32 protein-coding genes are annotated in these 25,730 nt (G+C 67.2%); 19 read left to right on the forward strand and 13 right to left on the reverse strand.

Going from position 1 to position 25,730, the window contains the following annotated elements:
* Nucleotides 1–27: 27 nt before the first annotated feature.
* A complete protein-coding gene (locus ACFOES_RS20700; RefSeq protein ID WP_377835569.1) occupies nt 28–1,134 on the reverse strand; it encodes a hypothetical protein in 1,107 nt (368 codons plus the stop codon).
* Between the two features lie 199 nt (nt 1,135–1,333).
* Between ACFOES_RS20700 and motA the strand changes: the two genes are divergently transcribed.
* Together motA and ACFOES_RS20710 are read left to right on the forward strand one after the other, a co-directional pair.
* A complete protein-coding gene (motA, locus tag ACFOES_RS20705) occupies nt 1,334–2,200 on the forward strand; it encodes a flagellar motor stator protein MotA (protein WP_377835571.1) in 867 nt (288 codons plus the stop codon).
* Between the two features lie 4 nt (nt 2,201–2,204).
* Nucleotides 2,205–2,633, forward strand: coding sequence for a flagellar FliJ family protein (locus ACFOES_RS20710; protein WP_377835573.1), 429 nt, complete (start codon nt 2,205–2,207; stop codon nt 2,631–2,633).
* 6 nt (nt 2,634–2,639) lie between these two features.
* Here ACFOES_RS20710 and ACFOES_RS20715 read toward each other — a convergent pair whose 3' ends face one another.
* Entirely contained in the window at nt 2,640–4,010 is a 1,371-nt protein-coding gene (locus tag ACFOES_RS20715) for a FliI/YscN family ATPase (RefSeq protein ID WP_377835575.1), read from the reverse strand.
* Nucleotides 4,011–4,077: 67 nt separating this feature from the next.
* Between ACFOES_RS20715 and ACFOES_RS20720 the strand changes: the two genes are divergently transcribed.
* The 9 genes from ACFOES_RS20720 to ACFOES_RS20760 all read left to right on the forward strand — a co-directional run bounded on the left by ACFOES_RS20720 (nt 4,078) and on the right by ACFOES_RS20760 (nt 11,359).
* Entirely contained in the window at nt 4,078–4,452 is a 375-nt protein-coding gene (locus ACFOES_RS20720) for a flagellar basal body rod protein FlgB (RefSeq protein WP_377835577.1), read from the forward strand.
* A gap of 20 nt (nt 4,453–4,472) precedes the next feature.
* Nucleotides 4,473–4,883: a flagellar basal body rod protein FlgC gene (flgC, locus tag ACFOES_RS20725; RefSeq protein ID WP_377835579.1), complete on the forward strand. Its 411-nt coding sequence runs from the start codon at nt 4,473–4,475 to the stop codon at nt 4,881–4,883.
* A gap of 9 nt (nt 4,884–4,892) precedes the next feature.
* Nucleotides 4,893–5,219: a flagellar hook-basal body complex protein FliE gene (locus tag ACFOES_RS20730; RefSeq protein WP_377835581.1), complete on the forward strand. Its 327-nt coding sequence runs from the start codon at nt 4,893–4,895 to the stop codon at nt 5,217–5,219.
* 24 nt (nt 5,220–5,243) lie between these two features.
* Entirely contained in the window at nt 5,244–5,513 is a 270-nt protein-coding gene (locus tag ACFOES_RS20735) for a flagellar biosynthetic protein FliQ (protein ID WP_377835583.1), read from the forward strand.
* Nucleotides 5,513–6,277: a transglycosylase SLT domain-containing protein gene (locus tag ACFOES_RS20740; RefSeq protein WP_377835585.1), complete on the forward strand. Its 765-nt coding sequence runs from the start codon at nt 5,513–5,515 to the stop codon at nt 6,275–6,277. Before ACFOES_RS20735 ends, ACFOES_RS20740 begins: the two co-directional genes overlap by 1 nt.
* Nucleotides 6,278–6,283: 6 nt before the next feature.
* Complete coding sequence (flhA, locus tag ACFOES_RS20745; RefSeq protein ID WP_377835587.1) at nt 6,284–8,389, forward strand: flagellar biosynthesis protein FlhA; 2,106 nt, start codon at nt 6,284–6,286, stop codon at nt 8,387–8,389.
* A 3-nt stretch (nt 8,390–8,392) separates the two neighbouring features.
* Entirely contained in the window at nt 8,393–9,145 is a 753-nt protein-coding gene (locus ACFOES_RS20750) for a flagellar biosynthetic protein FliR (protein WP_377835589.1), read from the forward strand.
* A gap of 6 nt (nt 9,146–9,151) precedes the next feature.
* Complete coding sequence (locus tag ACFOES_RS20755; protein ID WP_377835591.1) at nt 9,152–10,282, forward strand: EscU/YscU/HrcU family type III secretion system export apparatus switch protein; 1,131 nt, start codon at nt 9,152–9,154, stop codon at nt 10,280–10,282.
* 213 nt (nt 10,283–10,495) lie between these two features.
* Entirely contained in the window at nt 10,496–11,359 is an 864-nt protein-coding gene (locus tag ACFOES_RS20760) for a formylmethanofuran dehydrogenase subunit E family protein (RefSeq protein ID WP_377835593.1), read from the forward strand.
* Between the two features lie 49 nt (nt 11,360–11,408).
* On the opposite strand, the gene ACFOES_RS20765 is transcribed toward ACFOES_RS20760, so the two are convergent.
* From ACFOES_RS20765 to ACFOES_RS20780, 4 genes are read right to left on the reverse strand one after another with little or no spacing between them, the layout of a single operon-like run.
* Entirely contained in the window at nt 11,409–12,020 is a 612-nt protein-coding gene (locus ACFOES_RS20765; RefSeq protein WP_377835595.1) for a MotE family protein, read from the reverse strand.
* Nucleotides 12,014–12,421 carry a flagellar motor switch protein gene (locus ACFOES_RS20770; protein ID WP_377835597.1) on the reverse strand — a complete coding sequence of 136 codons (408 nt, stop codon included), beginning with the start codon at nt 12,419–12,421 and terminating at the stop codon, nt 12,014–12,016. Before ACFOES_RS20770 ends, ACFOES_RS20765 begins: the two co-directional genes overlap by 7 nt.
* Nucleotides 12,405–13,334 (reverse strand): flagellar motor switch protein FliM, encoded by a 930-nt coding sequence (locus ACFOES_RS20775; RefSeq protein WP_377835599.1) that lies wholly within the window; start codon nt 13,332–13,334, stop codon nt 12,405–12,407. Before ACFOES_RS20775 ends, ACFOES_RS20770 begins: the two co-directional genes overlap by 17 nt.
* 9 nt (nt 13,335–13,343) lie before the next feature.
* The gene (locus tag ACFOES_RS20780) at nt 13,344–13,886 is read right to left on the reverse strand and encodes a flagellar basal body-associated FliL family protein (RefSeq protein WP_377835601.1); all 543 of its coding nucleotides are present in this window, start codon (nt 13,884–13,886) and stop codon (nt 13,344–13,346) included.
* Nucleotides 13,887–14,014: 128 nt separating this feature from the next.
* Between ACFOES_RS20780 and fliF the strand changes: the two genes are divergently transcribed.
* The 7 genes from fliF to ACFOES_RS20815 all read left to right on the forward strand — a co-directional run bounded on the left by fliF (nt 14,015) and on the right by ACFOES_RS20815 (nt 19,859).
* Nucleotides 14,015–15,736 (forward strand): flagellar basal-body MS-ring/collar protein FliF, encoded by a 1,722-nt coding sequence (gene fliF / locus ACFOES_RS20785; protein ID WP_377835603.1) that lies wholly within the window; start codon nt 14,015–14,017, stop codon nt 15,734–15,736.
* Nucleotide 15,737: 1 nt separating this feature from the next.
* On the forward strand, nt 15,738–16,403 hold the full coding sequence (locus ACFOES_RS20790; protein ID WP_377835605.1) for a FliH/SctL family protein: 666 nt from the start codon (nt 15,738–15,740) through the stop codon (nt 16,401–16,403).
* 104 nt (nt 16,404–16,507) lie between these two features.
* Complete coding sequence (gene fliN, locus ACFOES_RS20795) at nt 16,508–16,795, forward strand: flagellar motor switch protein FliN (RefSeq protein ID WP_377835633.1); 288 nt, start codon at nt 16,508–16,510, stop codon at nt 16,793–16,795.
* 14 nt (nt 16,796–16,809) lie between these two features.
* Complete coding sequence (fliP, locus tag ACFOES_RS20800; protein WP_377835607.1) at nt 16,810–17,676, forward strand: flagellar type III secretion system pore protein FliP; 867 nt, start codon at nt 16,810–16,812, stop codon at nt 17,674–17,676.
* Nucleotides 17,677–17,680: 4 nt separating this feature from the next.
* Nucleotides 17,681–17,902 carry a hypothetical protein gene (locus ACFOES_RS20805; RefSeq protein ID WP_377835609.1) on the forward strand — a complete coding sequence of 74 codons (222 nt, stop codon included), beginning with the start codon at nt 17,681–17,683 and terminating at the stop codon, nt 17,900–17,902.
* A 59-nt stretch (nt 17,903–17,961) separates the two neighbouring features.
* On the forward strand, nt 17,962–18,981 hold the full coding sequence (locus ACFOES_RS20810; protein ID WP_377835611.1) for a flagellar motor switch protein FliG: 1,020 nt from the start codon (nt 17,962–17,964) through the stop codon (nt 18,979–18,981).
* Nucleotides 18,978–19,859 carry a hypothetical protein gene (locus ACFOES_RS20815; RefSeq protein ID WP_377835613.1) on the forward strand — a complete coding sequence of 294 codons (882 nt, stop codon included), beginning with the start codon at nt 18,978–18,980 and terminating at the stop codon, nt 19,857–19,859. Before ACFOES_RS20810 ends, ACFOES_RS20815 begins: the two co-directional genes overlap by 4 nt.
* Here the strand turns inward: ACFOES_RS20815 and ACFOES_RS20820 are convergent.
* The 7 genes from ACFOES_RS20820 to ACFOES_RS20850 form a co-directional block, all read right to left on the reverse strand.
* Nucleotides 19,856–20,695, reverse strand: a complete 840-nt coding sequence (locus tag ACFOES_RS20820; protein ID WP_377835615.1) for a DUF1217 domain-containing protein — start codon at nt 20,693–20,695, stop codon at nt 19,856–19,858. The genes ACFOES_RS20815 and ACFOES_RS20820 overlap by 4 nt on opposite strands.
* A 10-nt stretch (nt 20,696–20,705) precedes the next feature.
* Nucleotides 20,706–21,149, reverse strand: coding sequence for a flagellar biosynthesis repressor FlbT (locus ACFOES_RS20825; protein ID WP_377835617.1), 444 nt, complete (start codon nt 21,147–21,149; stop codon nt 20,706–20,708).
* Nucleotide 21,150: 1 nt separating this feature from the next.
* The gene (locus tag ACFOES_RS20830) at nt 21,151–21,558 is read right to left on the reverse strand and encodes a flagellar biosynthesis regulator FlaF (RefSeq protein WP_377835619.1); all 408 of its coding nucleotides are present in this window, start codon (nt 21,556–21,558) and stop codon (nt 21,151–21,153) included.
* A gap of 145 nt (nt 21,559–21,703) precedes the next feature.
* Nucleotides 21,704–22,534 carry a flagellin N-terminal helical domain-containing protein gene (locus tag ACFOES_RS20835; RefSeq protein WP_377835621.1) on the reverse strand — a complete coding sequence of 277 codons (831 nt, stop codon included), beginning with the start codon at nt 22,532–22,534 and terminating at the stop codon, nt 21,704–21,706.
* A gap of 261 nt (nt 22,535–22,795) precedes the next feature.
* Nucleotides 22,796–23,287: a hypothetical protein gene (locus ACFOES_RS20840; RefSeq protein WP_377835623.1), complete on the reverse strand. Its 492-nt coding sequence runs from the start codon at nt 23,285–23,287 to the stop codon at nt 22,796–22,798.
* Between the two features lie 18 nt (nt 23,288–23,305).
* Nucleotides 23,306–23,593, reverse strand: coding sequence for a rod-binding protein (locus ACFOES_RS20845; protein ID WP_377835625.1), 288 nt, complete (start codon nt 23,591–23,593; stop codon nt 23,306–23,308).
* A gap of 9 nt (nt 23,594–23,602) precedes the next feature.
* A complete protein-coding gene (locus ACFOES_RS20850) occupies nt 23,603–24,718 on the reverse strand; it encodes a flagellar basal body P-ring protein FlgI (RefSeq protein ID WP_377835627.1) in 1,116 nt (371 codons plus the stop codon).
* A 198-nt stretch (nt 24,719–24,916) separates the two neighbouring features.
* On the opposite strand from ACFOES_RS20850, the gene ACFOES_RS20855 reads away from it, so the two are divergent.
* Complete coding sequence (locus ACFOES_RS20855) at nt 24,917–25,699, forward strand: winged helix-turn-helix domain-containing protein (RefSeq protein ID WP_377835629.1); 783 nt, start codon at nt 24,917–24,919, stop codon at nt 25,697–25,699.
* Nucleotides 25,700–25,730 lie beyond the last annotated feature (31 nt).

A 25,730-nucleotide genomic window follows, 5' to 3' on the forward strand; every position in this document is an offset into this window, starting at 1 on the left:
GCCTGCGGGGCAGGGGGGGACTTGGCGTTACTTGGCGGCGGCGAAGACATCGTCGCGCAGGGATTTTGCCGGCGCGTCGGCGCGGCTGAAGGCGGGCGAGAGACCGATCTGCAGCGCCAGCAACGCCAGGACGGCCACCGCCCCGCCGCCCAGCAGGCTGCGCAACAGGCCGCGCCGGCGCGGCCGCGCCGCGGCAGAAGCCGGGGCAGGGGGGACGGCGGCAGCGGGGGCGGCCGCCGCCGGAACCCGCGACGGGCCGAGCCCGACATAGATGAAGGCGCCGGCCGCGGTCAGCCGCACCGGCTGCGGCCCGCGCGCCAGGGTCTCGACCAGCGGCGCGGGGAACAGGTGCTCGCCCAGCATGATCCGGCCGGGCAGCCCGCGCGCGCCCTGTTCGCGCAGCGTGGCGACCGGGATCGCGAAACTGAGCAGGTCGTCGCGGAAATAGATCCGGTCGACCGTCACCGCCGGCCCGGCCTCGGCCGCCGCGTCGCCCGCGGTCAGGCTGAGCTGGCCCCGGCGGCCGAGCGTCAGCATCCCGTCCGCGAACAGGCTGTAGCGGCGTTCGTCCTCGCTCAGCGCCCGGAACCCCTCGGGCACATTGCCCCGCGCGGAGGCCGCGGCCCGGTCCGGGGCGATCTCCGGCGTCACCACCGAGGGCGCGCGGTGCGGCGACACCGGCGGGATCGGGGGCAGGGTGGGCTGCACCTCTTCCGCCGCAGCGGCAGGATCGGCGGCGGCCGCGCCGGAACTCCCGGTGGTCATCAACTCGGTATCCAGCCCCTCTTCGGCGGCGAAGGCGTAGTTGATGGCGTAATCCGAGGCGGTCTCGTAAAGGTTCTCGGTCTCGGAGACGAGCGCCAGCAGCTTCTGTTCTTCCGAGAACAGCATCCGCCGGGTCGGGCAGCCATCGCGCGGCGGCACGACGCAGAACGTGCCCACCGGCTTGCGCAGCAGGTCGGCGGCCCGGCGCAGGATGCGGGGCTCCTCGTCGGCGTGATAGACAAGCATCGCGCAGTCGCCGTCATGGTCGAGACAGATCACCAGCCGCATCCCCGCCGGCCAGTCGACGAAGAGATGGCCGAGATCGGCCTCCTCGAGGAAAAAGGCGAGCGCCTCTGATGTGTCGGCCATGGCGACCTCGGGTCAATCCGGCTGCTGGGTTTCGAATTCATGCTATCTGTGCATGATATGGCTGTCAATTATTCTTGCTATCGCCTGAATTGAACAAAGACTGCCAAAGATCCCTCCATAATACAGCATATATACTTGACTTTATCCTTGTTGGCCGGGAAGACTGGCCCGAGCGCCTTACTGCGAATGGTAGGAACTGATGACGATCATCCTGGGACTCGCCCTTGTCGTCGGCCTCGTCTTCGGCGGCTTCGTGCTGTCCGGCGGCAAGATGGGGGTGTTGGCCCACGCGCTGCCCTTCGAGGGCATGATGATCGGCGGGGCGGCGCTTGGCTCGTTCATCATCGCCAATTCCTTCGGCCAGATCAAACGCGCCGGCGCCGGCATCATCAAGGTGTTCCGCGGCACCAAGTGGAAGACCAAGGATTACGGCGACGCGCTCAACCTGATGTACGAGCTGTCGCGGCTCTACCGCACCAAGGGCATCCTCGCGCTCGACGACCATATCGAGCGGCCGAAGGAGAGCGAGATCTTCAAGCGTTACCCCAAGCTGCTGGGCGACCATTTCGTCATCGAGCTGATCACCGACAGTTTCCGCATGCTGTCGATGCAGTTCGACGACCAGTACCAGACCGAGGACGTGATCAACCGCAAGCTCAAGAAGCACCATCACGAGGCGCTGGCCCCGGCCCACGCGATCCAGACCGTCGCCGACGCGCTGCCGGCGATCGGCATCGTCGCCGCCGTGCTGGGGGTGATCAAGACCATGGGGTCGATCGACCAGCCGCCGGAAATCCTGGGCGAGATGATCGGCGGCGCGCTGGTCGGGACCTTCATGGGCGTGTTCCTGGCCTATTGCATGGTCGCCCCGATCTCGGGCCGGCTGAGCCAGATCGAGAACGAGGACGCCTCGCTCTACGCCGTGATCCGCGACATCTTCGTCGCCATGGTCGCCGGCCACGCGCCGAACATCTGCGTCGAGATCGGCCGCGGTAACATCCCGACAGCGATGCAGCCCGATTTCTACGAGGTCGAGAAGGCGCAGAAGGCGCTGGTGGCGGCGTGACGCCATGGCCGACCGCAAGCTCCAGGCGCTGACCCTGATCCAGCGCATCCGCCGCCACGAGATGGAGCAGGAGGCCGCCGGTCTGGCCGAACTCAACCTGAAGATTTCGGCTCTGACACGGCAGAAAACGACCCTTCTGGACGAGTTGCACAACCAGGCGCATGGCCGCACGCTCGAGGCCGCGCCCTATGTCGGCAGCTATGTCCGCGCCGTCCGCAGAGAGGAAGCGCGGCTGAACGGCGAGATCGCGGCGCTGGAAAAGCAAGTCGCCGAGCGCGAGGCGGTGGTGCTGGAGCATTTCCGCCAGATGAAGACCTATGGCAAGGTGCTGGACGACACCCGCGCCGGCCAGACCCGCGAAGCCAACCGCAAGGAGGCCGCGCAAGCGGACGAGCTGACCACCCTGCGCTGGGGACGCTCCCAGTTTACATAACACGGATTATCGGGCTTCGGTCGGCTCCGGCACCTCGACGCCCGCCTCCTGCAACAGACGCCGCAGCCCCGCGAAAGCCTCGGCCGGGACCTGTTTCTGGCTCTTGCGCTGCGACAGGAAGGCGGTGGCCGGGCCGAAGAAGCGGATGGCGGCGTCGGTCTCGGCATCCGCGCCCGGACGATAGGCGCCGACCCGGATCAGGTCCTCCATGTCGGCATATTTCCCCAGCGCCCGCCGCGCCGCCTGCATGATGCGGAATTCCTCGTCCGTATGGCAGTCGGGCAGCATCCGCGAGATACTGCGCTGGATGTTGATCGCCGGGTAACGGTCCTGCTCGGCAATGTGGCGGTCGAGCACGACGTGGCCGTCGACGATGCCGCGCACCGTGTCGGCGATCGGCTCGTTCATGTCGTCGCCATCGACCAGCACGGTATAGATGCCGGTGATGTCGCCGACATCCTGCGCCCCCGGCCCCGCCCGTTCCAGCAGATGCGGCAGGGTGGCGAAGACGGTCGGCGGATAGCCCTTCGAAGTCGGCGGCTCGCCGCCCGACAGGCCGATCTCGCGCTGCGCCATGGCAAAGCGGGTGACGCTGTCGATCAGCAGCAGCACCTGCTTGCCCTGGTCGCGGAAATGCTCGGCCACGGCGGTGGCGGTCCAGGCCGCCTGGCGACGCAGCAGCGGCGGCTCGTCCCCGGTCGCCACCACGACGACCGAGCGCGCCATGCCTTCGGGGCCCAGATCCTCCTGGATGAAGTCCTGCACCTCGCGGCCGCGCTCGCCGACCAGGCCTATGACGATCACGTCGGCATCGGTATTGCGCGCCAGCATCGCCATCAGCGTCGACTTGCCGACGCCCGAGCCGGCGAAGACGCCCATGCGCTGGCCGCGGCACAGCGGGGTGAAGATGTCGAAGCACTTGACGCAGGTTGCCAGCTTGGCCCCGACCCGCTTGCGGTCGAAGGCGCGCGGCGGCTGGGCCTTGACGTCGCGGGCCCGTTCGCCCTGGCGGAAGCCGCCCGCATCCCCGGACGCGTCCCCCACCGGGCGGCCGAGCGCATCGACGACATGGCCGATCCAGCTGTCGTCGGGATGGATGATGTCGCCATGGGCCCGGACCTCGACCCGGTCGCCGGCCGAAACGCCGTCCCAGCTGCCGAAAGGCAGGATATGGGTGCCGTCGGCGCCGATGCCGACCACCTCGCCCAGCACCGGGCCGCGGCGGCCGTAGACGTGACAGCGCTGGCCGATCCCCATCGCCCGCTCGAGCCCGACCACCGTCAGCGACAGCCCGGTCACCGACTGGACATGCCCGGCAATCCTTGCCCCTGTCACGGCGCTAAGCTTGTGATTGAGCTCTGAAAAGATCGTGCTCACAAGTATTAAATCCTACCAATCCTTGTTCCACATGCTATACTTGCCAAGAATTGAGGAAAAATCCAAGATGAAACTCGACTCGATGTCCTTTTTCCGGCTGGCCTCCGAGCGGATGCAGTGGCTGTCCGCGCGGCAGAGGGTCATCTCGGAGAACATCGCCAATGCCGACACGCCGGGCTATCGGGCGCAGGACGTCGCCTCGTTCGACGCCTTCGTCGAGCATGTGCGCAGCAACGAGGCCCAGCTCGGCCCGACCGATTTCACCACCCTGACCCCGGTCGAGACGGTGACGGCCGACGACAGCTGGACCGGCACGCTGAGCGGCAACACCGTGGTGCTCGAGCAGCAGACGGTGAAGGCGGGCGAGACGGCGCAGCAGTACCGGCTGGCGGCCAACCTCTACCGCAAGGCGCACGAGCTTCTGAACCTCGCCGCGAAATGACCTGAGCCAGGGAGACGCCCATGGACCCGCTGAAAGCCATATCCGCCATCGCCGCCAGCGGCATGCGCGCGCAGGCCGAGCGGTTGCGGATCGTGTCGGAGAACGTCGCCAACGCCGATTCCACCGGCAACTCCCCCGGCGCCGACCCCTATCGCCGCAAGACGATCTCCTTCGGCCAGATGGTCGACCAGGCGACCGGGGCCGAGATGGTCAAGGTCACCGATATCGGCCGCGACCAGAGCGATTTCGAGCTGAAATACGATCCCGGCAACCCGGCCGCAAATGCCGACGGCTTCGTCAAGATGCCCAACGTCAACCCGATCATCGAGATGAGCAACATGCGCGAGGCCTCGCGCAGCTACGAGGCCAACATCAACATGCTCGACACCGGCCGCAAGATGCAGCTGCAGATGATCGACCTGCTGAAATAGGACTGAGAAATGAGCGACGCCCCCTCGATCCTGTCGAATGCCGCGATCCGCGGCGCCTACGGCCAGGCCAAGGCGCTGCAGGCCGATCCCGTCGCCAGCCCGGCGGCGCCGGAAGGCCAGCAGACCTTCGCCGAGATGGTCAAGAGCGCGGCGGAAGACGCGGTGAAGACCGTGCGCGCCGCCGATGCCACCGCCCAGGCCGGGCTGGCCGGCAAGGTCGACACCCAGCAGGTGGTCGAGGCGACGCTGGCGCTGGAAAGCACGGTCAAGACGACCGTCGCGGTGCGCGACAGGCTGGTCGAGGCCTACCAGGAAATCATGCGGATGCCGATCTAGGCGGCCTCCGGTCCGAGGGACGAGATGAGCCAGGCGGATGTCTACACGATCCTGAACCAGGCAATCCTGACGGTGCTGATCGCCTCGGGGCCGATCCTGGCGCTGGCGCTGCTGGTCGGGCTGGGCATCGCCTTCTTCCAGGCCCTGACCCAGATCCAGGAAATGACGCTGACCTTCGTGCCCAAGATCGTCGCCATCTTCCTCGGCCTGCTGGCGACGACGCCCTTCATCTACGCCACGCTGACCAAGCTCTCCGACCATGTCTTCGACCTGATCATGCACGGGGGGCCATGATGCGCGCCCTCGTCCTGCTTCTGGCCGCCCTCGCCGCCCTGCCCGCCCCCGCCCGGGCCGAGGGCTGGGGCGGCTTCTACAGCAGCCGCTCGGCCCCGGTCGCCAAGCCGCAGCCGGTGGCGGCGCAGAACGCCTGCATCCGCGCGATCCTGGCGGCGCAGAAACGCTATGACATCCCCAACAACCTGCTACTGGCGATCGGTCTGCAAGAGGCCGGCTTGTCGCGAAACGGCAAGCTGACGGTCTGGCCGTGGAGCGTGAACGCCGCCGGCGAGGGCAAGATGTTCCCAAACGCCCAGGCGGCGATGGACTGGGTCAAGCAGAAGCAGGCGCAGGGCATCGACTCGATCGATGTCGGCTGCATGCAGGTCAACCGGCGCTGGCACCCCGACGCCTTCGACAACCTGTCGGCCAGCTTCGATCCGGCGACCAATGTCGACTATGCCGCCCGCTTCCTGGTCAGCCTGCGCCAGCGCACCGGCGACTGGATGACGGCGGCGGGCTCGTACCATTCCTTCAACAGCAAGCAGCGCCAGACCTATCTCGCCGCGCTCAAGCGCAATGTCACCGTCGCCAATGCCCGGCTCGACAGCTTCCGCAACCGCGCCGCCGGCGCCGCCCCGCTGCGTGTCGCCCAGGCCCGGCCGCAGCCCAGGATCGCCTGGACCTCGGCGTTGAGCGCGGGCAGCGACGACCGCCGCCTGTCGATCTACTCGACCGCCGAACTGCAGCCCGTGCTGCCGCATTTCAGCAAGGAGTTCTGAGCCGCGATGAGCAACCAGCAGGTCAATATCGGCTCTAACCTGGCGGGTAACCTTGCCGGGCTCGGCCTGCGCAACCGCGATGTCGGCTTTGCCGTCGGCGTGGTGCTGGTGCTGGCGATGCTGTTCGTGCCGCTGCCGCCGGTGATCCTCGATTTCGGCCTCGCGATCTCGCTGTCGCTCTCGGTGCTGATCCTGATGGTGGCGCTGTGGATCCCGAAGCCGCTCGAATTCAACTCCTTCCCGACGCTGCTGCTGATGGTCACCATGCTGCGGCTGTCGCTGAACATCTCGTCGACGCGGCTGATCCTCAGCCGCGGCCATACCGGCCCCGACGCGGCCGGCGGCGTCATCGAGGGCTTCTCGCGCTTCATCGTCTCGGGCGACTTCATCATCGGCGTGGTGATCTTCGCCATCCTCGTGGTGATCAACTTCGTCGTCATCACCAAGGGCTCGACCCGGATCGCCGAGGTCTCGGCCCGATTCTCGCTCGACGCGATGCCGGGCAAGCAGATGGCGATCGACGCCGACCTCGGCGCCGGCATGATCGACGAGGCCGAGGCGCGGCGCCGGCGCAAGGAGCTGGAGGACGAAAGCGGCTTCTTCGGCGCGATGGACGGCGCCTCGAAATTCGTCCGCGGCGACGCCATCGCCGGCATCATCATCACCCTGATCAACGTCGTCGGCGGCATCCTGATCGGCGTCGTCCAGCACGGGCTGACGCTGAGCCAGGCGGTCGACAACTACACCACGCTGACCATCGGCGACGGGCTGGTGACGCAGATCCCGGCGCTGGTCGTTTCGCTCGCCGCCGGCCTGATCGTCACCAAGGGCGGCACCGAGGGCGCGGCGAACGAGGCGGTGCTGGGCCAGCTGTCGAACTTCCCCAAGGCGCTCTACATGGCCGCGGCGCTGCTGTTCGGCATCGGCCTGTTGCCGGGCTTTCCCTTCCTCGTCTTCACCGCACTGGCCGGGCTGATGAGCGGGCTGGGCTACGCGATGCAGCGCCAGGCGGCCGAGCGCGAACTGGCGCAGGCGCGCGAGGAAGCCGCCAAGCGGGCCGGCGAACCGGCGGCGGGCGAGGAGACGACGCAGGACCTGCTCAAGCTCGACGACGTCCGGCTCGAACTCGGCGCCGGGCTGGTGCCGCTGATCTCGAGCATGGACGCCGCCCTGCCCGGCAAGGTGAAGAGCCTGCGCAACCTGTTCGTCAAGGATTACGGTTTCGTCCTGCCGGCGGTGCGGATCAAGGACAACGCGGCGCTGCCGACCAATGCCTATGCCATCGTCGTCCAGGGCGTCGAGGCGGCGCGCGGCGAGGTTCGGCCAACGGGCATGATGGTGATCGACCCGGCCGGGGACAGCGTCAAGCTGCCGGGCGAGCGCACCAAGGAGCCGACCTTCGGCCTCTCCGCCGTCTGGATCGACCCGGGCCGCGCCGCCGAGGCCGAGCGTCACGGCCATACCGTCGTCGACCCGGAAAGCGTCATCACCACCCACATGACCGAGGTGATCAAGGAACACCTGCCCGAGCTGCTGACCTACGGCGCGACGCAGGAGCTGATCCGCAATCTCGACCGCGAATACCAGAAGCTGGTGAGCGAAATCTCGGCCCCCGCCCCGGCGATCCTGCTGCAGCAGGTGCTGCAGAACCTGCTGTCGGAACGGGTGTCGATCCGCAACCTGCCGCTGATCGTCGAGGCCGTGGCCGAAGCCAGCGCGGCGACCAAGGATGCCGGCCAGCTGACCGACCATGTCCGCGCCAAGCTGTCGAACCAGATCTGCAAGGCATTGACCGATTCCGCCGGATTCGTGCCTGTTCTGGTGATGTCGGCCAACTGGGAGAACGAATTCAGCGAGGCGCTGCGGATCAACAACGGCGAGCGCACGTTCCTGATGTCGCCACAGCGGGTGCAGGAATTCGTCCTCGACGCCCGCAAGGAGATCCAGCAGCACGCGGCCCGCGACGAATGGCCCGCGCTGATGGTCAGCCCCGAACTGCGCGGCTATGTCCGCTCGATGCTCGAACGGGTCAGCCCGATGACGCAGGTGATCTCGCATAACGAGATCCACCGCAAGGCGGCGCTGCGCACCGTCGGCACGATCGGCGCATGAGCGATGCTGAGCGCCTTCCTCAGCGGTCAACTGCTGGCCTTCCTGATGGTCTTCGCCCGGCTGGGCAGCGCGCTGATCTTCATGCCCGGCTTCGGCGAGCAGATGGTGCCGATGCGGGCGCGGCTGAGCCTTGCGCTGGTGATGTGCCTGGCGCTGACCCCGGCGACGCCGGTGCCGCCGCTGAACCCCGACACGCTGGTCATGCTGGCCCGGCTGCTGGCGGCCGAGGTGACGGTGGGGCTGTGGATCGGCCTTGCCGCCCGGACGCTGTTCAGCGCGCTGATGTTCGCGGGCTACCAGGTCGGCCAGATCTCGGGCCTCGCCAACGCCTTCGCGCCCAACCTCGGCAGCTTCCAGGGCTCGACCATGGTGGCGTCCTTCCTGCTGATCGGCGGTCTGGCGCTGCTCTTCGCCACCAACACCCACTACATCATCATCCGCGCCCTGCTCTATTCCTACGATGTCTTTCCCTTCGGCCGGGTGATCCTGGGCGACATGGCGCAGCAGATGGTCAAGGCGGTCAGCGCCAGCTTCTATATCGGCCTGTCACTGGCGGCACCGTTCCTGGTGGTCGGGATGGTGCTCAATCTCGGCCTCGGCCTCGCCAACCGGATGATGCCGACATTGCCGGTCTTCTTCGTCGCCTCCTCGCTGCTGATCGCGGCGGGGCTGCTGATCCTTTCCATCGCGGCGCCCAGCATGCTGCGCGGCTTCCTCGACCACTTCACGCAGTGGTTGGGGACCTTCACCCTGTGAGGCGCCATGGCCGAGGGTGAAGAGGAGGACAAGGACGGCAAGACAGAAGAGCCGACAGAGAAGAAACTGCGCGACGCGCGCGAGAAAGGCGACGTTCCCGCCTCGCGCGAGACCGGCAACCTGATGTCGATCTTCATGCTGTTCGTGCTGGTCGTCTTCATGCTGCCGCGCATCGCCGGCAGCATCGCCGGCAGCCTGTCGGGCATCTACAGCAATGCCGGCCAGTTCCAGATCGGCAGCGGCCGCGCCGGGCTGACCGATATCGGCGGCATCATCCTCGACATGGCCCGCGACCTCGCCCCGCCGGTGCTGCCGATCTTCGGCATGATGATCCTGGGCGCAATCTTCGGCGTGCTGGTCCAGGGCGAGACCGTCGTCTCGACCGAGCGGATCAAGCCGAAACTGTCGAACATCTCGCCGCTTTCGGGCTTCAAGCGGCTGTTTTCCTGGAACTCGGTGGTCGAGTTCCTGAAAAGCATGGCCAAGGTGCTGGTGATCGGCGCCCTGGCGCTATGGATCGCGCGCAATGCCGTCACCGGGCTGTGGCGCGGCCCCGGCTTCCTGCCCGAGGAACTGCCGCGCTACATCGCCCATTACGCCAGCCTGGTGCTGATCGCCGCCTCGGCCTTCATGCTGCCGATCGCGCTCGGCGATATCATCTGGAAGCGGTTCTCCTGGCTCAAGAAGCACCGGATGAGCCACAAGGACCTGCGCGACGAGCGCAAGGACATGGAGGGCGACCCCCATATCAAGGCCAAGCGCCACCAGATCCGCCACGCCCGCGCCCGCCAGCGCCTGGCCCAGGCGGTGCCGGGGGCGAGCGTGATCCTGACCAACCCGACCCATTACGCCGTCGCCCTGCGCTACGAACAGGGCGTCGATACCGCGCCGGTCTGCGTCGCCAAGGGCGCCGACCTGATCGCCAAGCGGATCCGCGATCTGGCGCGCGAGCACGAGGTGCCGATCGTCGAGAACAAGCCGCTGGCCCGGGCCCTGCACGCCAAGATCGAGGTCGACGACATGGTCCCGGTCGAGCACTGGCAGGCGGTGGCCGAGATCATCGGCTACGTCATCGACCTGCGCCGCAACATCCGCCGCAAACCGCCCGCAGGCTCGGCCCTGCGGGTCGAGGACTGACCCGGCGGCAGCCTTGAACTTGACGCCCGTCAACCCCGAAAGCTCACGACTCTGTTATCCTGTTCCGGTGACACGGCGCGACTGGCGGCCGGGTGACGTTTCGGCTGCCCATCAAGCGCCTCTATTCAAGGGAGCGATGCGATGGAACGGAGATCTTCAAATCCCATTCTGAACGGACGATTTTCCACCACCCGGCGCACCACGATCCTTGGCTTGGCCGCCCTGGCGGCCGGAGCCGTCACAGGACGGGCGGCGGCCGGCGATCCGACCTACCGGCAAGGCGAGGACATCTTCATCGAAACCGGGGTCGAGGCGCCCGACCGCAGCCCGACCTGGTACGCGCCGATGGCGGGCAAGCCCTATGCGCCCAGTTTCGAGATGCTGGCGACGCGGGGCACGCAGGGGCGCTATTACCCCTATACCTACCCGGTGACGCTCAAGGACATGATCAAGTTCCACGGGCATGACTGCGAAGGCACCATCCATGCCGCCAACAACGCACGCATCGCCTTCGACATCCTGTTCCCCGACGGGATCATCGACCGCAGCGTGCTGTGGGGCATCTCGGGCACCTCGCCCTGCTGGTCCGACGCGGTCGCCTTCCTGACCGGGGCGCGGCTGCAATACGGCAACCTGGGCTACTTCAAGGACAGCCGCTATTCCCACGCCATCCTGCTCTATCGCGAGGATACCGGCGTCGCCGTGCTGGCGACCTGGAAGAAGGGCATCAACAACATCCCGGGCGAACCGGTGATGCTGCCCGGCGCGATCGACTGGCAGACGAAGGTCGATACCGAGGCGGTGATGAAGCTCAAGGCCGACGTCAAGACGGCGGGCGGCACGCCGACGCCCTATCAGGTCGACAAGCTGCGCTATCTGCAGTTCGCCCATGTCAACGACATCCTCGAGCACCCGCTCGAGATGAGCTACCAGGCCAAGGTGATCGAGGATTTCCGCTGGGAAGACTGGATCGACCCGGACAAGACCATCGCCAAACCGCATGCCCGCGGCGATATCCGGCTGAAGAACTATCCCTATCGGGAACGGCCGATCTCGGGCCCGGACGAGGCGAATTAGAGACGGATTCCCGCCGGCCCGACCGTTTCCCGGCCGGACCGGCGGCCCGTCAGTTGAGCTTGACGTTGACCAGGTTCTGGTCGCCCGGCAGCTTCGAGCGTTCGAGGATGATCTTCGACACCGCCCGCACCCGGACCGGCGACATCTGCGCCATGATCGGGGCGGCGTTGCGCTCGTTCATCGTCGCCAGCACCATCACCGTCACCTCGATATCCATGTCGTTGAGGATCGCGGCCGCCTGGGCGGGCTTCATCGCCTGGTAGAGCTGGACCAGCCGGTCGACATCGGCCTGATGCTCCTTGTTGGCCTGGGCCAGAAGCGCCTCGACCTTGGTCTTGAGCTCGCCCAGCTGCTTGGTCTGGCCGGCGACCTCCTGCTGCGCCAGGTCGATCTTCGAGCGGCGCGCGTCCAGTTCGGCCTTCTGCTTCTTCAGCAGATCGCGCTCCTGCCGGACCGATTGCAGAAGTTCTTCCGGCGTCTGGCAGGCCGCCTTCTCCGCCGCCGGCTTGCCGCCCTCCGCCTGCGCCGATGCCAGCAGAAGCTGCGCCGGCCCGGAGGCGAGGGCCGACAACGAGTTCTCCGGCAGGGAGGTCGCGGCCTTGGCCGCACCGGCCAGCGCCAGAACCCCGATCAGCAGGCGCAGCGGCGGCGGCCTTACCATTGCTGCGCCACCTCGCCCTGCATCCGGCCGCGCTCGAAGAAGCTGCGCACCAGGTCGGCCTTGCCGGTGACCCGGGTCATGCCGGCAATCGGGCCGGTGGCGGCCGCGGCCCTGGGCTTGCGCCGGCGCGAGCTGAAGGTCACCGCGCCTTCGGCGGCCGGGGCCTGAGCCGGTGCGGCGGCGGCAACGGCGGCGGGCGCGCTGGTCAGATCCTGTGCGGCGCGCTTCATCCGGCTGACCGATTGCTCGGACTTGTCGACCGCGGCCGAGAATTCGCGCACCAGCGGCTCCATCTCGGTCAGCACCGCCATCAGCCGGCGCAGCCGCCGCGTGATGTAGACGCCATAGCCCATCATCGCCGCCAGCAGCAGCACCAGCACGGCATCAATCCATAGTCCCATCATCCCTCAGCGCCTCCTTGCCTTTCAGTTCCTGTGTGATCCGCAGCGCGGTCGAACCGTTCTGCCGCTTGCCGGTGACGCCGCGGAACATCTCGACGCCCGAGCACAGCACCGTCGCCTCGTGATCGGCCTCGAGCCGCAGGTCGATCGTGTCGCCGACGCGCCAGCCCAGCACCTCGGCCATCGGGAAGGGCCGCTCGTGCAGCAGCGCCGTCAGCGTCACGGTCGAGCTTTCGATGCCCGCGGTCAGATGCCGGCGCCAGAGCGCGTCGCCGCCCAGTTTCTCGCCATAGAACACCTTGGTCAGAAGCGGCCGGATCGGGTCGATCGTGTCATAGGGGATGACGAAGGAGACCTTGCCGCGGCATTCCTCGAAGGCGACGTCGAGCAGCACGTGGACGCAGGGGCTGCTGGGCTGGCTGAGCGAGACGAATTGCGGGTTGGACTCCATCCGCTCGACATTGAACCAGGCTTCGGAGATCTGGCGCATGCCCTCGGACAGGTCTTCCAGCATCAACTCGGCCAGCCGCTGGCCGACCCGGCGCTCGATCGAGGTGAAGTCGCGCTTCGAGACCAGCTTCTCGGGCGCGGGCTTGCCGCCCAGCATCAGCTCGAGCGCGGCATAGAGGAAATCGGCATCCATCGACAGGGTCAGCGCATTGTCCCAGGGATGGGCATGGACGACCGCCAGCAGGCCGTGGCGCGGCAGGGCGCCCATCGCCTCGGCATAGGAGACGTAGCGGAACGAGTTCAGCGTCACGTCGGCGATCGACGAGGTGAAGGTCTTGAGCGAGCTCGACACCGACAGGCACAGCTTCTCGAAGATCACCTCCAGCATCGGCAACGGCTCGTAATTGAGCGTCGCCATCTGGATGATCTGTTCCTCGATCGGGATATCCGCCGTTTCGCTCATTGTCCCGCCCTACTGGATAATCAGGTCGCCGATCAGGATCGCCTTGGGCACGTCGCCATCGGTGACCGCCCGCGCCCGTTTCAGCAGCTCGGCCTTCAGCGTCACCAGCCCGTTGCTGCCACGCAGGTCGTTTTCCGTCAGGTTGCGCAGGTAGGTCTGGAAGCTGTCGCGCAGGAAGGGCGCCTTCTCCGTCATCAGCGCGTGGTTGGCGTCGCTCTTGCCATAGACCACCGAGACCTTGAGCTTCATGAAGCGCGAGGTCTTGCTGCCGGTGGCGGTGAAGCCGGTGATGTTGACCACCATCTCGTCGAGGTCGAGCAGCTCGGTGCCGCCGGCCGCGGCCTCGCCATGCGCCGCCGGCGCCTCGGCCGTGTGACCGCCGCCGCCGACAAGCCCCGTTATCCCGTCCAGCCCGAGCGCGGCGAACAGCCCGCCGCCCAGGGCCGCCACGGCCAGCAGACCGGCCAGGCCGAAAACCAGCAGCCGGTTGCCCAGCAGCTTGCGCAGGCCGGTCGGCTCTTCGGGAATCTGTCCTTCGCTGACCTCGGTCATGGGAACCCATCAAGTCCTTGCCGAACCACGGATCAATACTTTCGATCCAAGTCCTGCAACAAGTATAGCGATACAGTATTTACTTGCAATACAAAGATAGATTAGGCTGCCTCAAAGAAATCGAAGGTTTGACCGAGGCCGACGTGAAGCAGATCGTCGAAAACCTGTTGTCTCTGGGCCGCAAGCGGCTGCTGATCCTCGGCGGTGTCGGGCTGGGCGGGGTGTTCGCCCTGCTCTTCGGCCTGTCGCTGGTCACGGCCCCGACCTACAAGCCGCTCTACAACCAGCTCTCGCCAGCCAGCGCCGCCAAGGTGGTCGACGCGCTCGACAAGGCCGGGATCCAGACCCGGGTGTCGGAAGACGGCGGCTCGGTCTCGGTGCCGCAGCAGGACCTGGCCCAGGCACGGATGACCCTGGCCGAGCAGGGCCTGCCCGCCGATGGCGAACCGGGCTGGGAACTGTTCGACAACAGCAGCGGGCTGGGCATGAACACCTTCATGCAGCACGTCAACCGGCTGCGGGCGATGGAGGGCGAGCTGGCACGCTCGATCCAGACCCTGGACGGCATCAACAGCGCCCGCGTCCACCTCGTGCTGCCCGAGCGCGAGGCCTTCTCGCGCACCCGGCCCGACCCCAGCGCCTCGGTCGTCGTCCGCGCCGATGCCAGCCACACGGTCAGCCGCAAGCAGGCGCTGGCGATCCGCAACCTCGTCGCCGCGGCGGTCGCCAACCTGTCGCCGGGGCGCGTCACCGTGCTGTCGGCGCGCGGCGACACGATCCTGGCCGAGGACAGCGCCGATGCCGGCCCGGCGACGATCGAATCCGCCAAGAGCTCGATCGAGGACCGGATGTCGCGCAACATCCAGCAGATCCTCTCGGCCCGGGTCGGCGCCGGCAATGTCCGGGTCCAGGTGGCGGTCGAGCTCGACACCGCGCGGCAGGTCGTCGTCCAGCAGAGCTTCGACCCCAACCAGCAGGTCGTGCGCTCGACCGAGAGCCGCAACGAGAAGAGCCAGGACCAGAACGCCACCGGTGGCCAGGTCGGGGTGACGGCCAACCTGCCGCCGGCGCTGGCCGGGCCGGGCGGTGCCGGCGGCAGCTCGAACAACAGCGCCAAGACCAACGAGCGCACCACCTACGAGATCGGCAGCACCCGCAGCGAGACGACGCGCGAGGCCGGGGCGATCAAGCGGGTCTCGGTCGCCGTGCTGGTCAACGGCATCTACGAGAAGCAGGGCGGCGGGGTGAAATACCAGGAACGCTCGCCGGAGGAACTGTCGCGGCTGACCAAGCTGGTGGAATCGGCGATCGGCTACGACAAGGCGCGCGGCGACACCGTCTCGGTCGATAGCCTGCGCTTCATGGATTACTCGATGGATGTCGGCGAGCCGGTGGGCCCGACCCTGGGCCAGCGGCTGTCCGACAACATCATGTCGATCCTGCGCGGCGTGCTGGCGCTGCTGGTCGTCGGCGTCACCGTCATCTTCGGCTTCCGCCCGGTGATGAACCGGCTGCTGGACGAGACACCCGCCCTGCCCGCCAAGCCCGATGCCGCCGCCCTGGCCGCGCCCGAGGCGGAAGCCGGCGATCCGGAGGCAGAGGCGAAGGCGCCCGAGGGGCAGGCCCCGCCCGCCAGCCTGCCGGCCCGGCCCGCGCCGCCGCGGCCGGCGGTGGTCCGGCCGCAGGCGGTCACCAGCATATCCGGCGGGCTGGGCGAAGGGCTGTTCGACTCGGGCACGATCCACAGCAGCATGTTCAAGCGCAAGGTCGAGACGGTGCGCGGCTACGTCCAGCAGGAGCCGAACGAGGCGATCAAGATCCTGCGCGGCTGGCTGATGAACGAGGCCTGAGATGAACACATTCTTCCACCGCGACTTCGATGCCGAACTGGAGGACGAGCTGCGCGAGGCCGAGCGCGACCGCGCCCGCCGCTTCAGCCAGGCCGACCTGGACGCGGCGGTGAAGGCGGCGCAGGAGGCCGCGGTGCGCGAAGGCTATGCCGAGGGCTACGCCGCGGCGCGGATGGTGTCGGAGCAGGAACTGGCGATGCGCCAGGCCGAGGCGCTCGAGATCATCGCGCCGCGGCTGCAGGACTATGTCGCGGGCCAGGTCGCCCATCGCGAGGCGCTGGAGCGCCAGTTGCTCGCCTTCACCCTGTCGGTCTGCGACAAGGTCTTTCCCGAATTCCTCGCCCGGCGCTCGGCGGCGGCGGCGGCCGACCAGATCCGCCGCACCCTGGCGCTGGCCCTGCGCAGCCCGCAGCTGCAGATCCGGCTGTCGCCCGCCACCCATGACCGGCTGGCCCCCGAGCTCGAGGCGCTGGCCCGCGGCGGGGCGGTGCAGCGCCATGTCGAGATCGTCGCCGACGCGACGATGCGCGACGGCGACGCCCGCGTCGATTGGCAGGACGGGTTCATGGAATACAGCTACGACGCGATCTGCGCCGGCATCCTCTCGACCCTGCGCGAGATGACAGGGCCCGAGGCCGAGCGCGAGACCATCAGGAAGGCGATGTGATGTCCGAGAACGACCAGCAGCCCCTCGGGACGGCCCAGTCCGAGCCCGAAACCAACCCGTTCGAGCCGCAGCAGGCGGCCGAAACCCCGACCGTGATCGACACCATGGTCGGCAAGCAGGTCGCCGAGCAGGGGAGCGGCCAGAACATCAACGCGATGCTCAATGTCGGGCTCAACGTCCAGATCGTGCTGGGCCAGAGCCGCATGTCGATCTCGCAGCTGCTCAATCTCAGCCGCGGTTCGGTGATCGAGCTCGACAAGAAGATCGGCGAGCCGGTCGACGTGATGATCAACGACCGGCTGGTGGCGCGGGGCGACCTGGTCAAGGTCGGCGACAACCGCATCGGCGTCACCCTGACCGAGATCGTCAAGGATTACGTCTCGCATAGCTGAGACCGGGAGAGCCGATGCCCCGCCGTTTCCCGACCCGCCGCTTCCAGCTTCTCGGCCTCGGCGCCGTGGCGCTGACCGTCCTCGCCCTCGCGGCCGGGGCGGCGCAGGCGCAGGATGCCGGCGGCATCCTGCAGGGCCTGTCGCAGATGGTCGGCAATGTCGCGCCGGGCAGTGATGCCGGCGCCAGCCTCAGCGGTCGCATCCTCCAGCTCATCGCCCTGATGACGGTGCTGAGCATCGCGCCGGGCCTGCTGGTGGTGATGACCAGCTTCACCCGCTTCGTCATCGTCTTTTCCATGCTGCGCTCGGCGCTGGGGCTGAACCAGACCCCGCCCAACATGGTGCTGAACGCGATGGCGCTGTTCATGACCTTCTTCGTCATGCAGCCGGTCTTCAACGACGCCTGGCAGGGCGGGCTGCAACCCTTGATGAACAACACCATCACCGAGGAACAGGCCCTGACCCGGATCGGCGCCCCGTTCCGCGCCTTCATGTTCGCCAATACAAGGCCGAACGACATCAAGCTGTTCCAGGACATCACCGCCAAGGAGACCCCGGGCGCGCAACCGGACACCGCCCAGCCCGAACCCGAAACGCCGCCGGCGGCCGGGCCGGACTCGGTCAGCTGGCGGGCGCTGATCCCGGCCTTCATGATCTCGGAACTGCGCCGCGCCTTCACCATCGGTTTCCTGCTCTACCTGCCCTTCATCGCCATCGACCTGATCGTCGCCTCGGTGCTGATGAGCGCCGGCATGATGATGCTGCCGCCGGTGATGATCTCGCTGCCGTTCAAGGTGATCTTCTTCGTCCTCATCGACGGCTGGTACATGCTCGCCGGCAGCCTGATGCAATCCTATCTTCCCTATGCCGGCGGAGGCTGAGCCGATGACCACCCCCGATACACCGACCGCGCCGCAAGACGTCGTTGCCCTGCATCCCCGGGCCGGCGCGCTGCTCGGCCCGGGAGAGGACCCGAACGATCCCCGCGCCCTGGCCCGGATCGCCGCCGGGCTGCCGCAAGACGCCGACAGCCCGGACGCGCGGCTGGTGACGCTGCTTTCGGTGGTGCTCGAGGAGTTCGTGAATCACCAAGAACAGCAAGAATAAAAATTGATCCCACCGGATACGGGTGCTAGTTTACAAGAATAGTTTCAGCCCGGACCGACATGATGAAGCCGATCAAGGACATCAAGAAGCTGAACGGCGCCGAGAAGGCGGCGATCCTGTTCCTGTGCCTGGGCGAGGAGCAGGGCTCGGACCTGATGCAGCGGCTGGACGATTACGACATCCACGAGATCACGCGGGCGATCTCGGGCCTGGGCACCATCCCGCCGCAGGTGGCCGAGCAGGTGATCTCGGAATTCATGGACAATGCCGGCTCGGGCGGCGCGGTGGTCGGCTCGATGGAAATGGCCGAGACCATGCTGCGCAACTTCCTGCCCGACAGCCGGGTGGGCGAGATCATGGGCGAGATCCAGGGCCCGCTGGTCGGCCGCAACATGTGGGAGAACTTCTCGGCCCTGAACGAGCAGGTGATCGCCAATTACATCAAGGGCGAGCACGACCAGACCATCGCCGCGATCCTGACCAAGGTGAAACCCGACGTCGCCGCCAAGGTGCTGCCGCTGCTGGGCCACGAGCGGATGCTCGACGTGATCGAGCGCATGATCGCGATGGATTCGGTGCCGCGCCACGTGCTGGCCCAGATCGAGGAGACGGTGCAGCACGAGTTCATGAGCTCGGCCCGGCGCTCCTCGGGCCCCGACCCGCAGCAGCGCATGGCCGACCTGTTCAACAAGCTCGACCCGAGCCTGTTCGAGAAGGTGACCGAGGATCTCGAGACCCGGATCCCCGAACCCTTCAACGCCATCAAGCAGAAGATGTTCACCTTCGAGGATCTGATCCGGCTCGACGCCAACAGCCTGGCGCGGGTGATGCGGACGGTCGAGGGCAACACCCTGCCGCTGGCGCTGCGCGGCGCCAAGAAGGAAATCCGCGACCATTTCCTCAACGCCCTGCCGGCGCGCTCGCGCGAGATGCTGCTCGAGGAAATGTCGTCAATGGGTCCGGTGCGCGGCCGCGACGTGCAGACGGCACAGTCGGCGCTGGTCGACGGGGCGCTGGAACTGGCCGAAGAAGAAGTCATCCGCCTGCCGTTGGATGACGACGACCTCATCCTCGAATGAGCGTCGGCGGCGCCTCCGGACCGGCCGGGGCGGCCGCCTTCCCCTCCACCACCCTTTCGCTGCGCGCCCTGGCCCGGGCGGGCTGGATCTCGGGCCGGGTGCTGTCGATCCTCGACTCGGGCGACACCCGGGTGGCGACCGCGCTCGGCACCGTGACGCTGCCGGCCGATGCCGGCCGGTTCGAGCCCGGGCAGGTGCTGCGGCTGATGCTGGATGCCGGCAGCGGCCGGATCCGGGTCGCGGGCGAGACCGGGCAGCAACCCGCCGCCCGCAGCACCGAGCCCCCGCCGGCCGTGCCCGCCGCGGGGCCCGCGCTGTCGGCGGCGCTGGCCGGGCTGGCCCCGGTGACGGCGGCGGCCCTGCCCCTGGCCGACCCGGCGCTGGCCGCCGTCTTCCCCCAGGCCAACAGCGCCGGCTTCGCCCTGATCGCCGCCCTGTTCCCGCAGATCCTTCAGGACGGGACGCTCAGCGAACTGGCCCGCCGGCGGCGGCGCGCCCGCTATGGCGCGCGCAACCGGGCCGGCCGCGCGGCCGAGAAGGCGCTGGTCGGTTTCACCGCCGGGCTCGGGGCCGATCCGCGGCGCTGGCAAATGCCGATCTTCGGCGCCGAGGCCGAGTATGACACCGACTGGAGCCGCCCGGCGCCGGAGCAGACGGATCCGCCGCGCGATACGCTGGTGCTGGAAATGGAATTGCCCTTCTGCGGCCCGGTCCGGATCACCGCCGAGCGCGTCGGCGACGGCCTGACCCTGCAGGTGAGCAGCGAAGGTCCCTTGCCCGCGGCACTGGCCGAACGGCTGGCCGGGCGCGCCACGGCGATTGCCGCCGCCTGGGGGGCGGCGCTGACGCTGATCTGGCAGCCGGAGCCGGCGGCCTAGCGGTAGAGCGAACTGGCGGAAAAGGCGGACATGTCGATCGACGAGATGTCGAGCGTCGCCGGCACGAACTGGCCGCTGCCGTCCGAGGACAGCGCCCCCGAAATGAGCTGAAGGCCCGGATCGTTGGCGGCGTTGGCGGCCGCGTTCTTGGCATCGGAAATGGCGACGTATTTCGACACCAGCTTCTCGACCTCGGCCGGATCCTGCAGCTTCTTGATGTCGAACTTGTCTTCGAAAAGCTTCACCTGCCGGTCGAGATCCTGCGCCACCACGCCGTCGGGGATCTGCAGCGCCGTGCGCATGAACTGGCCCACCTTCTTGTCCTTGAGCACGTCGTACCAGCTGTTGATGCCGCCGACCTTCTGGCGGAAGCTCAGCACCGTGCCGACGGCGTCGTTCTGGCTGCCCTCGTCGTTGATATATTGCTGTTCGACGAAACGCTGGACGACCTGGTCCTGCCAGCTCTGCTTGAGCGTGTTGACGTTCACCTGGCCGTTCGAGGTGAAGCCCATGGCGTTGTAGAAGGTGCGGAAGCGCGAATCCGTCAGCTTGTTGAGCAACGAGGTCTTGTCGGTCGGATCGCTGGACAGGATCTGCTTCATCATCGCCTTGCCGAACATCTGGTCCTTCAGGTCATAGGCCTTCATGACGAAGCTGTAGACGTCGTAATTGCCGACCAGGTCGTCGACGGTGTTGATGCTGCCGACCTGGTCGCGGAACCTGGCGATCGCGCGGGCGTTGGCGGGATCGTTCTCGATGCTTTTCAGCTGCGCGTCCTTGGTCTTGTCGAGCAGGGTCAGCGCCAGCCGGCCGGTCATTCCGCTGATCGAAAGCATCGCCGCCTCCCTACGCCTTTTCCGGCGCCGGGTTCGGCGCCTCCGCCATCCCGGCCGAACGCGCCGCGATATAGTCCAGCACCTCGGCCTCGTGCCGCATCACCGGGCGCAGCGCGCTCATCGCCTTGTAATAGTCGCCGACCGAGACGCAGGTCGCGGCCTCGATGACGCCGCCCGCGGTCTGCTGGTTGAAGATGCCGACGAGGTCGGCCAGCTTTTCCTGGATCACCGGCACCAGCGCCTCGCGCGTGTCGGGCCGGATCAGGGCGGTCTGGATCAGGAAATAGGCCTGCTTGACCGGCGTCGCCGCCGCGTCCTCGTCCAGCAGGTCGTCGCTGCGCACCACGTCGGCAGGGGTTTCGATGGTCAGCACGTTGCGCCGGTCGGAATTGCGGATCACGCAGCCGTTGACCACCACTCGCTCATTCGGTCGCAGCGTCAGCTTGAGCCCCATCTCACGCCTCCTGCAGCTCCGCGGTTCCAGCGTCGCCGGCCAGCCCGCGGATGATCGAGCGGTTGACCTCGACCAGCGGGCCGATATTGCCGGTGCCGCGCATCACCAGGTTGGTCTGGCGTTCGATCCACAGCGCGATCGACAGAAGCCCGGCGCGCAGCTGCGGCGGCAGGGCGTTCTCGGGCTCTGACAGGTCGCTGCGCAGCATCAGCCAGACCTGTTCGTTGTCCCAGAGGCAGGCGCGCAGGTCGCCGGCCAGCAGCGACAGCCGCTCTGACAGGTCGCCGCTCGCGTCGAATTTTTCCTGGTGCTGCTCCAGCTGTCCCGTCACCTGCGCCAGGATGCGCCGCTCGATCTGTCTCGGCGCCTCGGTCTCGATGATCGTGCGCTTGTAGGCGGCAATGCTCATCTGGTCTTTCCGTTTCTTCTTCTGCCCGCGAGACTTGAGGGTAACAGCGGCTGGTTAAAGGAAATTTTAATATTCGCCGCGCCGCGCGGGTGAAGGGAAGGCCCCGCGCGGGCGGGACCTTCCCGGATCATGGCCTCGGCCCGCCTTAGCGGAACAGGCTGAGCAGGTTCTGCGGCGCCTTATTGGCGATCGACAGCGACTGCGTGGCCAGCTGCTGCTGCACCTGGTAGGCCTGCATCTTGGCCGCTTCGTCTTCCATGTTGGCGTCGACCATGTTGCCGACACCGGTGTCGAGCTTGTCGGTCAGCTTGCCGAGGAAGTCCTGCTGCGTCTGCAGCGCGGCCTCGGTGACGCCGAGCGAGGTCGAGGCCGAGACGGCATCGGCCAGAGCGCCCTGGGCGGTCGACAGCAGGCCGGCGAGGGCGCCGGTGCTGGCGCTGCTGACGTCGATACCCGCGAGCGTGGTCTTGATCGCCGTCAGGTCAACCTTCTGGAAGCTGATCGACGTGGTCGAGAAGCTGCCGCCAGCGGCCCGCTTGATGCCGGTCACGACGGTGACCGAACCGCCACCGCTGACCAGGTCGTTACCGTTGAACGACGCCTGGTCGATCGTGGTGCCGATCCGGTCGACAAGGCTGTTGAGTTCGTTCTGGACCTGGCTGCGGTCGACGGCATCGCCCTGGGCGAAGGCCACGCGCTCGACGAATTGCTGGGCCAGATCGTTCACGGTGCTCGCGCCGAGAGCGGCGGTCGAGACCGAGTTCTTGGTCATGGTCAGGCTTTCGTCGATCGACTTGTACATCCCGCTGTCGCCCTTCATCGTCTGCGAGATGGCGAAGTAGGCCGCGTTGTCAGCGCCCGACTGGATGCGAAGACCGGTGGAAATCCGGTTCTGGGTTTCGTTGAGCCCCATATTGACCGACTTCAGGGTTTGAAGGGCGGTCATCGCCGAGGTGTTGGTAAGAATGGATGACATTCCGTGCTCTCCTCATTCGCTTTCTGTTCACGTATTTTCGTCTTCTGACAGAAAAGCCGCCCAAGCCGGCAGGCCGGGGCTGCAAAGAGGCATCTTGCCCACTTCGTTTAAAGCACGGTTAACGTTTTGCTAACGGCCACAGTACCGCCACAATTGAATCCGCCACCGGAGGGCGAGCGCGACAGATCGGCCACAGTGCTCAGGCGATTGACCGACCGGCCGCGCCGGGCGCCTGCAATCCGGACGCTTGCCCGCCCGCCGTCAGATCGTCTTGTCGATCTGGCGCTGCGCCCCAGCCTCCTCTCCCAGCTTCTGGCCGCTCTTGCCGTAAAGCCCGTTCAGGCTGTGCCGGTCGCGGATCTTCTCGATCTCGCGCACGATCTCGGCCGTGGCCTGCGACATCCGGTCGAGCAATGCGCTGTCCTCCTCGACCGCCGCCCGGAACGCGGCGAACCGGGCGCGCAGCGGGTCGTCGCCGGCCAGCCGATCGCGCAGGAAGAGCTCGACCACGGGCATCCGCAGCTCGATCCGCTTGAGCAGCTCGGCCTTGCGCTCGTACAGCCCCCCGACCCTGTCGAGGTCCCCGGCGCCGATCGCCGCGATCTCGTCCTGCAGCAGCTCCGTCACGGCGACGATGTCGGACTCGAACGCGGCCAGGCCCTGGCGATCCTCGTCGGTCATCGCCTCGGCCGGGGCGCCGGCGCGGCGGGCTTCCAGGCGTTTCCTGAAACGCGACGGCTCGGGGCTCTGCATCTCTCGATCTCCTGTCGCTCAGCCCTTGTAGGCCTTGAGCATGGTTTCGATCCTCTGGGCGATGCCGGTGGTGCCGCTATCGGCGATCTGCTGCGCCATCTCGCGGGCCAGGAACGACCGCCAGGTCGCCTCGGCATGACCGCCATCCATGTCGCCCAGCTTCACCGTCTTCATCATCTGGTCGACGGTCTGGGTCAGGAAAACCGCCTCGAACTCCTGCGCCACCTTCTTGATCTCGGCGTCGCGCTTGGCGCCGCCGGCCGTGGCGGCGGCGGGCGGCAGGGCTGGTTTTCCGATCCCCTCCATCGCCCCGCCTCAGATGATCTGCAGATCGGCGTGCAAGGCGCCGGCCGCCTTGATCGCCTGCAGGATCGCGATCGTCTGGCGCGCGCCGACGCCGATCGCGTTCAGCCCGTCGACCAGGTCCTGCAGGCTGACATCGCCCTGCAGCACGGTGAACTTGGTGTTTTTCTCCTCGACCTTGACGTCGCTCTTCGGCACCACCACCGTCTTGCCGATGCTGATCGGCCTGGGCTGGCTGACCTGGTAGCTTTCCCGCACCTTCACCGTCAGCCCGCCCTGGCTGATCGCCACCTTGTCGATGCGGACATGGGCGCCGATGACGATGGTGCCGGTCTTGGCGTCGATCACCACCTTGGCGACGGAATCCGGCGCCACCTCGAGGTTCTCGATCGCCGCCATCATCGTCGGCACGTCATACTTGCCGCGCCGCGCCACCTCGACCGTGCCGGGGTCGAGCACCTTGGCCGTGCCGTGGCCGAGCTCGTCGTTGATCGCCTTCTGCACCCGCTCGGCGGTGGTGAAATCGGGCGTGTGCAGCGCCAGCCGGACCGAATTGAGCGAATTGAGGTCGAAGGCGATCTCGCGCTCGACCGTGGCGCCGTTGACGACGCGGGCCACCGTCGGCACACCCTCGACGATGCTGGCGGCATTGCCTTGCGCCGAGTAGCCGGAGACCGAGATCGGCCCCTGCCCGACCGCATAGATCTCGCCATCGGCGCCCGACAACGGCGTCACGATCAGGGTGCCGCCGCGCAGGCTGCTGGCGTCGCCCAGCGACGACACGGTCAGGTCGATGGTCGAGCCGCGCCGGGCGAAGGGCGGCAGCTTGGCCGTCACCATCACCGCGGCGGTGTTCTGGGTCTTGAGCTTGTCGTCCGACAGGTTGCCGACGCCGAGCCGTTCGAGCATGCCCTCGATGGATTTGCGGGTGAAGGGGCTGTTGGCCAGCTTGTCGCCGGTGCCGTTGAGGCCGACGACGAGGCCATAGCCGACCAGCTGGTTGTCGCGCACGCCCTCGAAACTGGCGATGTCCTTGATCCGCACCACCGCCGCCGCCGGCCCGGCCAGAACGAGGCCGATCGCCAGCATCAGGGCGGCCAGGCAGGCACGATATGCGGCGACAGTCATCGGTCCGGCACCCTCTCGCTGCGGCCCTTTCGATCCGAAGGACCCGCCCGCAGAAGGGACCGGCCCCTGCATCATGGATAGATGATGTCTTTCTTTGTGTCCAGAAGCATAATTCATTAATTCTTGACCACTGTTCTTATTGTTCTTAAGGTCAGTGCATCCTGTATGAGCGAACTGCGTCGGGATCCGGAGGTCCTCATGTATATCTACGTTTTCGAGCCTCGCGACGGTCGCCGGGACGGTCTGATCGCCGAACTCGAGGGCGTGGGCATGTCGCCGGTGCTGGTCGGCGAGGACTTCTTCGCCTCCGACCTGAGCGTGCTGAACCGCAAGGGCAGCGACACCCGCGCCATCCTGATCGGCGAAACCCCGCAGACGCTCGACAATATCCGCGCGGTGCGCGCCGCCGGTTGCCGCAACCCCCTGATCGTGATGCGCGATTTCAAGAACTCGCGCGATACCTCCGAGGCGCTGGACCTCGGCGCCGACGATGTCATGGTCAGCCCGATCAAGGGCATCGAGGTGCTCAGTCGGGTCAACTCGATCAACCGCCGCTCCTACGGCCATGCCGCCGAAAGCGTGACCGTGGGCGAGGTGAAGGCCTATTTCGACGGCCGCGACCCCGAAGTCTCCGGCGGCCGGTTGCGGCTGTCGAAGCGCGAGCACGCGATCTTCCAGCACCTGGTGCTGAACTCGAACCGGGTGATCTCGAAGGGCGCGATCTACGACGCGGTCTACGGCATGGACGACGACCAGCCCTTCGACAAGGTGATCGACGTCTATATCTGCAAGCTGCGCAAGAAGATCGGCGCGGCGGCGCAAAGCGGCTACCAGTATATCGAGACGGTCTATGGCCGGGGCTACAAGTTCGGCACCGCCGAGCCCGAGGCCGCCACGCCGGAGCCGGCCGAAGAGCCGGTCGAGGTCACGCCGCGGTTTCGCGGCGGCCGCAGCCAGCGCGCGGCACTCGGGGCGCGCTAGCGCGACGCAAGGACAGAGTCAAAGATAGTTC

Origin of the sequence: Acidimangrovimonas pyrenivorans, assembly GCF_042643245.1 — a bacterium.
Taxonomy (GTDB): Bacteria; Pseudomonadota; Alphaproteobacteria; order Rhodobacterales; family Rhodobacteraceae; genus Acidimangrovimonas; species Acidimangrovimonas pyrenivorans.

Excerpts from the sequence above, each read along its gene's own strand:
- ACFOES_RS20700 (WP_377835569.1), bottom strand. The coding sequence starts at position 1,134 with ATGGCCGACACATCAGAGGCGCTCGCCTTTTTCCTCGAGGAGGCCGAT.
- motA (WP_377835571.1), top strand. The coding sequence starts at position 1,334 with ATGACGATCATCCTGGGACTCGCCCTTGTCGTCGGCCTCGTCTTCGGC.
- ACFOES_RS20710 (WP_377835573.1), top strand. The coding sequence starts at position 2,205 with ATGGCCGACCGCAAGCTCCAGGCGCTGACCCTGATCCAGCGCATCCGC.
- ACFOES_RS20720 (WP_377835577.1), top strand. The coding sequence starts at position 4,078 with ATGAAACTCGACTCGATGTCCTTTTTCCGGCTGGCCTCCGAGCGGATG.
- flgC (WP_377835579.1), top strand. The coding sequence starts at position 4,473 with ATGGACCCGCTGAAAGCCATATCCGCCATCGCCGCCAGCGGCATGCGC.
- ACFOES_RS20730 (WP_377835581.1), top strand. The coding sequence starts at position 4,893 with ATGAGCGACGCCCCCTCGATCCTGTCGAATGCCGCGATCCGCGGCGCC.
- ACFOES_RS20735 (WP_377835583.1), top strand. The coding sequence starts at position 5,244 with ATGAGCCAGGCGGATGTCTACACGATCCTGAACCAGGCAATCCTGACG.
- ACFOES_RS20740 (WP_377835585.1), top strand. The coding sequence starts at position 5,513 with ATGCGCGCCCTCGTCCTGCTTCTGGCCGCCCTCGCCGCCCTGCCCGCC.
- flhA (WP_377835587.1), top strand. The coding sequence starts at position 6,284 with ATGAGCAACCAGCAGGTCAATATCGGCTCTAACCTGGCGGGTAACCTT.
- ACFOES_RS20750 (WP_377835589.1), top strand. The coding sequence starts at position 8,393 with ATGCTGAGCGCCTTCCTCAGCGGTCAACTGCTGGCCTTCCTGATGGTC.
- ACFOES_RS20755 (WP_377835591.1), top strand. The coding sequence starts at position 9,152 with ATGGCCGAGGGTGAAGAGGAGGACAAGGACGGCAAGACAGAAGAGCCG.
- ACFOES_RS20765 (WP_377835595.1), bottom strand. The coding sequence starts at position 12,020 with ATGGTAAGGCCGCCGCCGCTGCGCCTGCTGATCGGGGTTCTGGCGCTG.
- ACFOES_RS20770 (WP_377835597.1), bottom strand. The coding sequence starts at position 12,421 with ATGGGACTATGGATTGATGCCGTGCTGGTGCTGCTGCTGGCGGCGATG.
- ACFOES_RS20775 (WP_377835599.1), bottom strand. The coding sequence starts at position 13,334 with ATGAGCGAAACGGCGGATATCCCGATCGAGGAACAGATCATCCAGATG.
- ACFOES_RS20780 (WP_377835601.1), bottom strand. The coding sequence starts at position 13,886 with ATGACCGAGGTCAGCGAAGGACAGATTCCCGAAGAGCCGACCGGCCTG.
- ACFOES_RS20790 (WP_377835605.1), top strand. The coding sequence starts at position 15,738 with ATGAACACATTCTTCCACCGCGACTTCGATGCCGAACTGGAGGACGAG.
- fliN (WP_377835633.1), top strand. The coding sequence starts at position 16,508 with ATGGTCGGCAAGCAGGTCGCCGAGCAGGGGAGCGGCCAGAACATCAAC.
- fliP (WP_377835607.1), top strand. The coding sequence starts at position 16,810 with ATGCCCCGCCGTTTCCCGACCCGCCGCTTCCAGCTTCTCGGCCTCGGC.
- ACFOES_RS20805 (WP_377835609.1), top strand. The coding sequence starts at position 17,681 with ATGACCACCCCCGATACACCGACCGCGCCGCAAGACGTCGTTGCCCTG.
- ACFOES_RS20810 (WP_377835611.1), top strand. The coding sequence starts at position 17,962 with ATGATGAAGCCGATCAAGGACATCAAGAAGCTGAACGGCGCCGAGAAG.
- ACFOES_RS20815 (WP_377835613.1), top strand. The coding sequence starts at position 18,978 with ATGAGCGTCGGCGGCGCCTCCGGACCGGCCGGGGCGGCCGCCTTCCCC.
- ACFOES_RS20820 (WP_377835615.1), bottom strand. The coding sequence starts at position 20,695 with ATGCTTTCGATCAGCGGAATGACCGGCCGGCTGGCGCTGACCCTGCTC.
- ACFOES_RS20825 (WP_377835617.1), bottom strand. The coding sequence starts at position 21,149 with ATGGGGCTCAAGCTGACGCTGCGACCGAATGAGCGAGTGGTGGTCAAC.
- ACFOES_RS20830 (WP_377835619.1), bottom strand. The coding sequence starts at position 21,558 with ATGAGCATTGCCGCCTACAAGCGCACGATCATCGAGACCGAGGCGCCG.
- ACFOES_RS20835 (WP_377835621.1), bottom strand. The coding sequence starts at position 22,534 with ATGTCATCCATTCTTACCAACACCTCGGCGATGACCGCCCTTCAAACC.
- ACFOES_RS20840 (WP_377835623.1), bottom strand. The coding sequence starts at position 23,287 with ATGCAGAGCCCCGAGCCGTCGCGTTTCAGGAAACGCCTGGAAGCCCGC.
- ACFOES_RS20845 (WP_377835625.1), bottom strand. The coding sequence starts at position 23,593 with ATGGAGGGGATCGGAAAACCAGCCCTGCCGCCCGCCGCCGCCACGGCC.
- ACFOES_RS20850 (WP_377835627.1), bottom strand. The coding sequence starts at position 24,718 with ATGACTGTCGCCGCATATCGTGCCTGCCTGGCCGCCCTGATGCTGGCG.
- ACFOES_RS20855 (WP_377835629.1), top strand. The coding sequence starts at position 24,917 with ATGTATATCTACGTTTTCGAGCCTCGCGACGGTCGCCGGGACGGTCTG.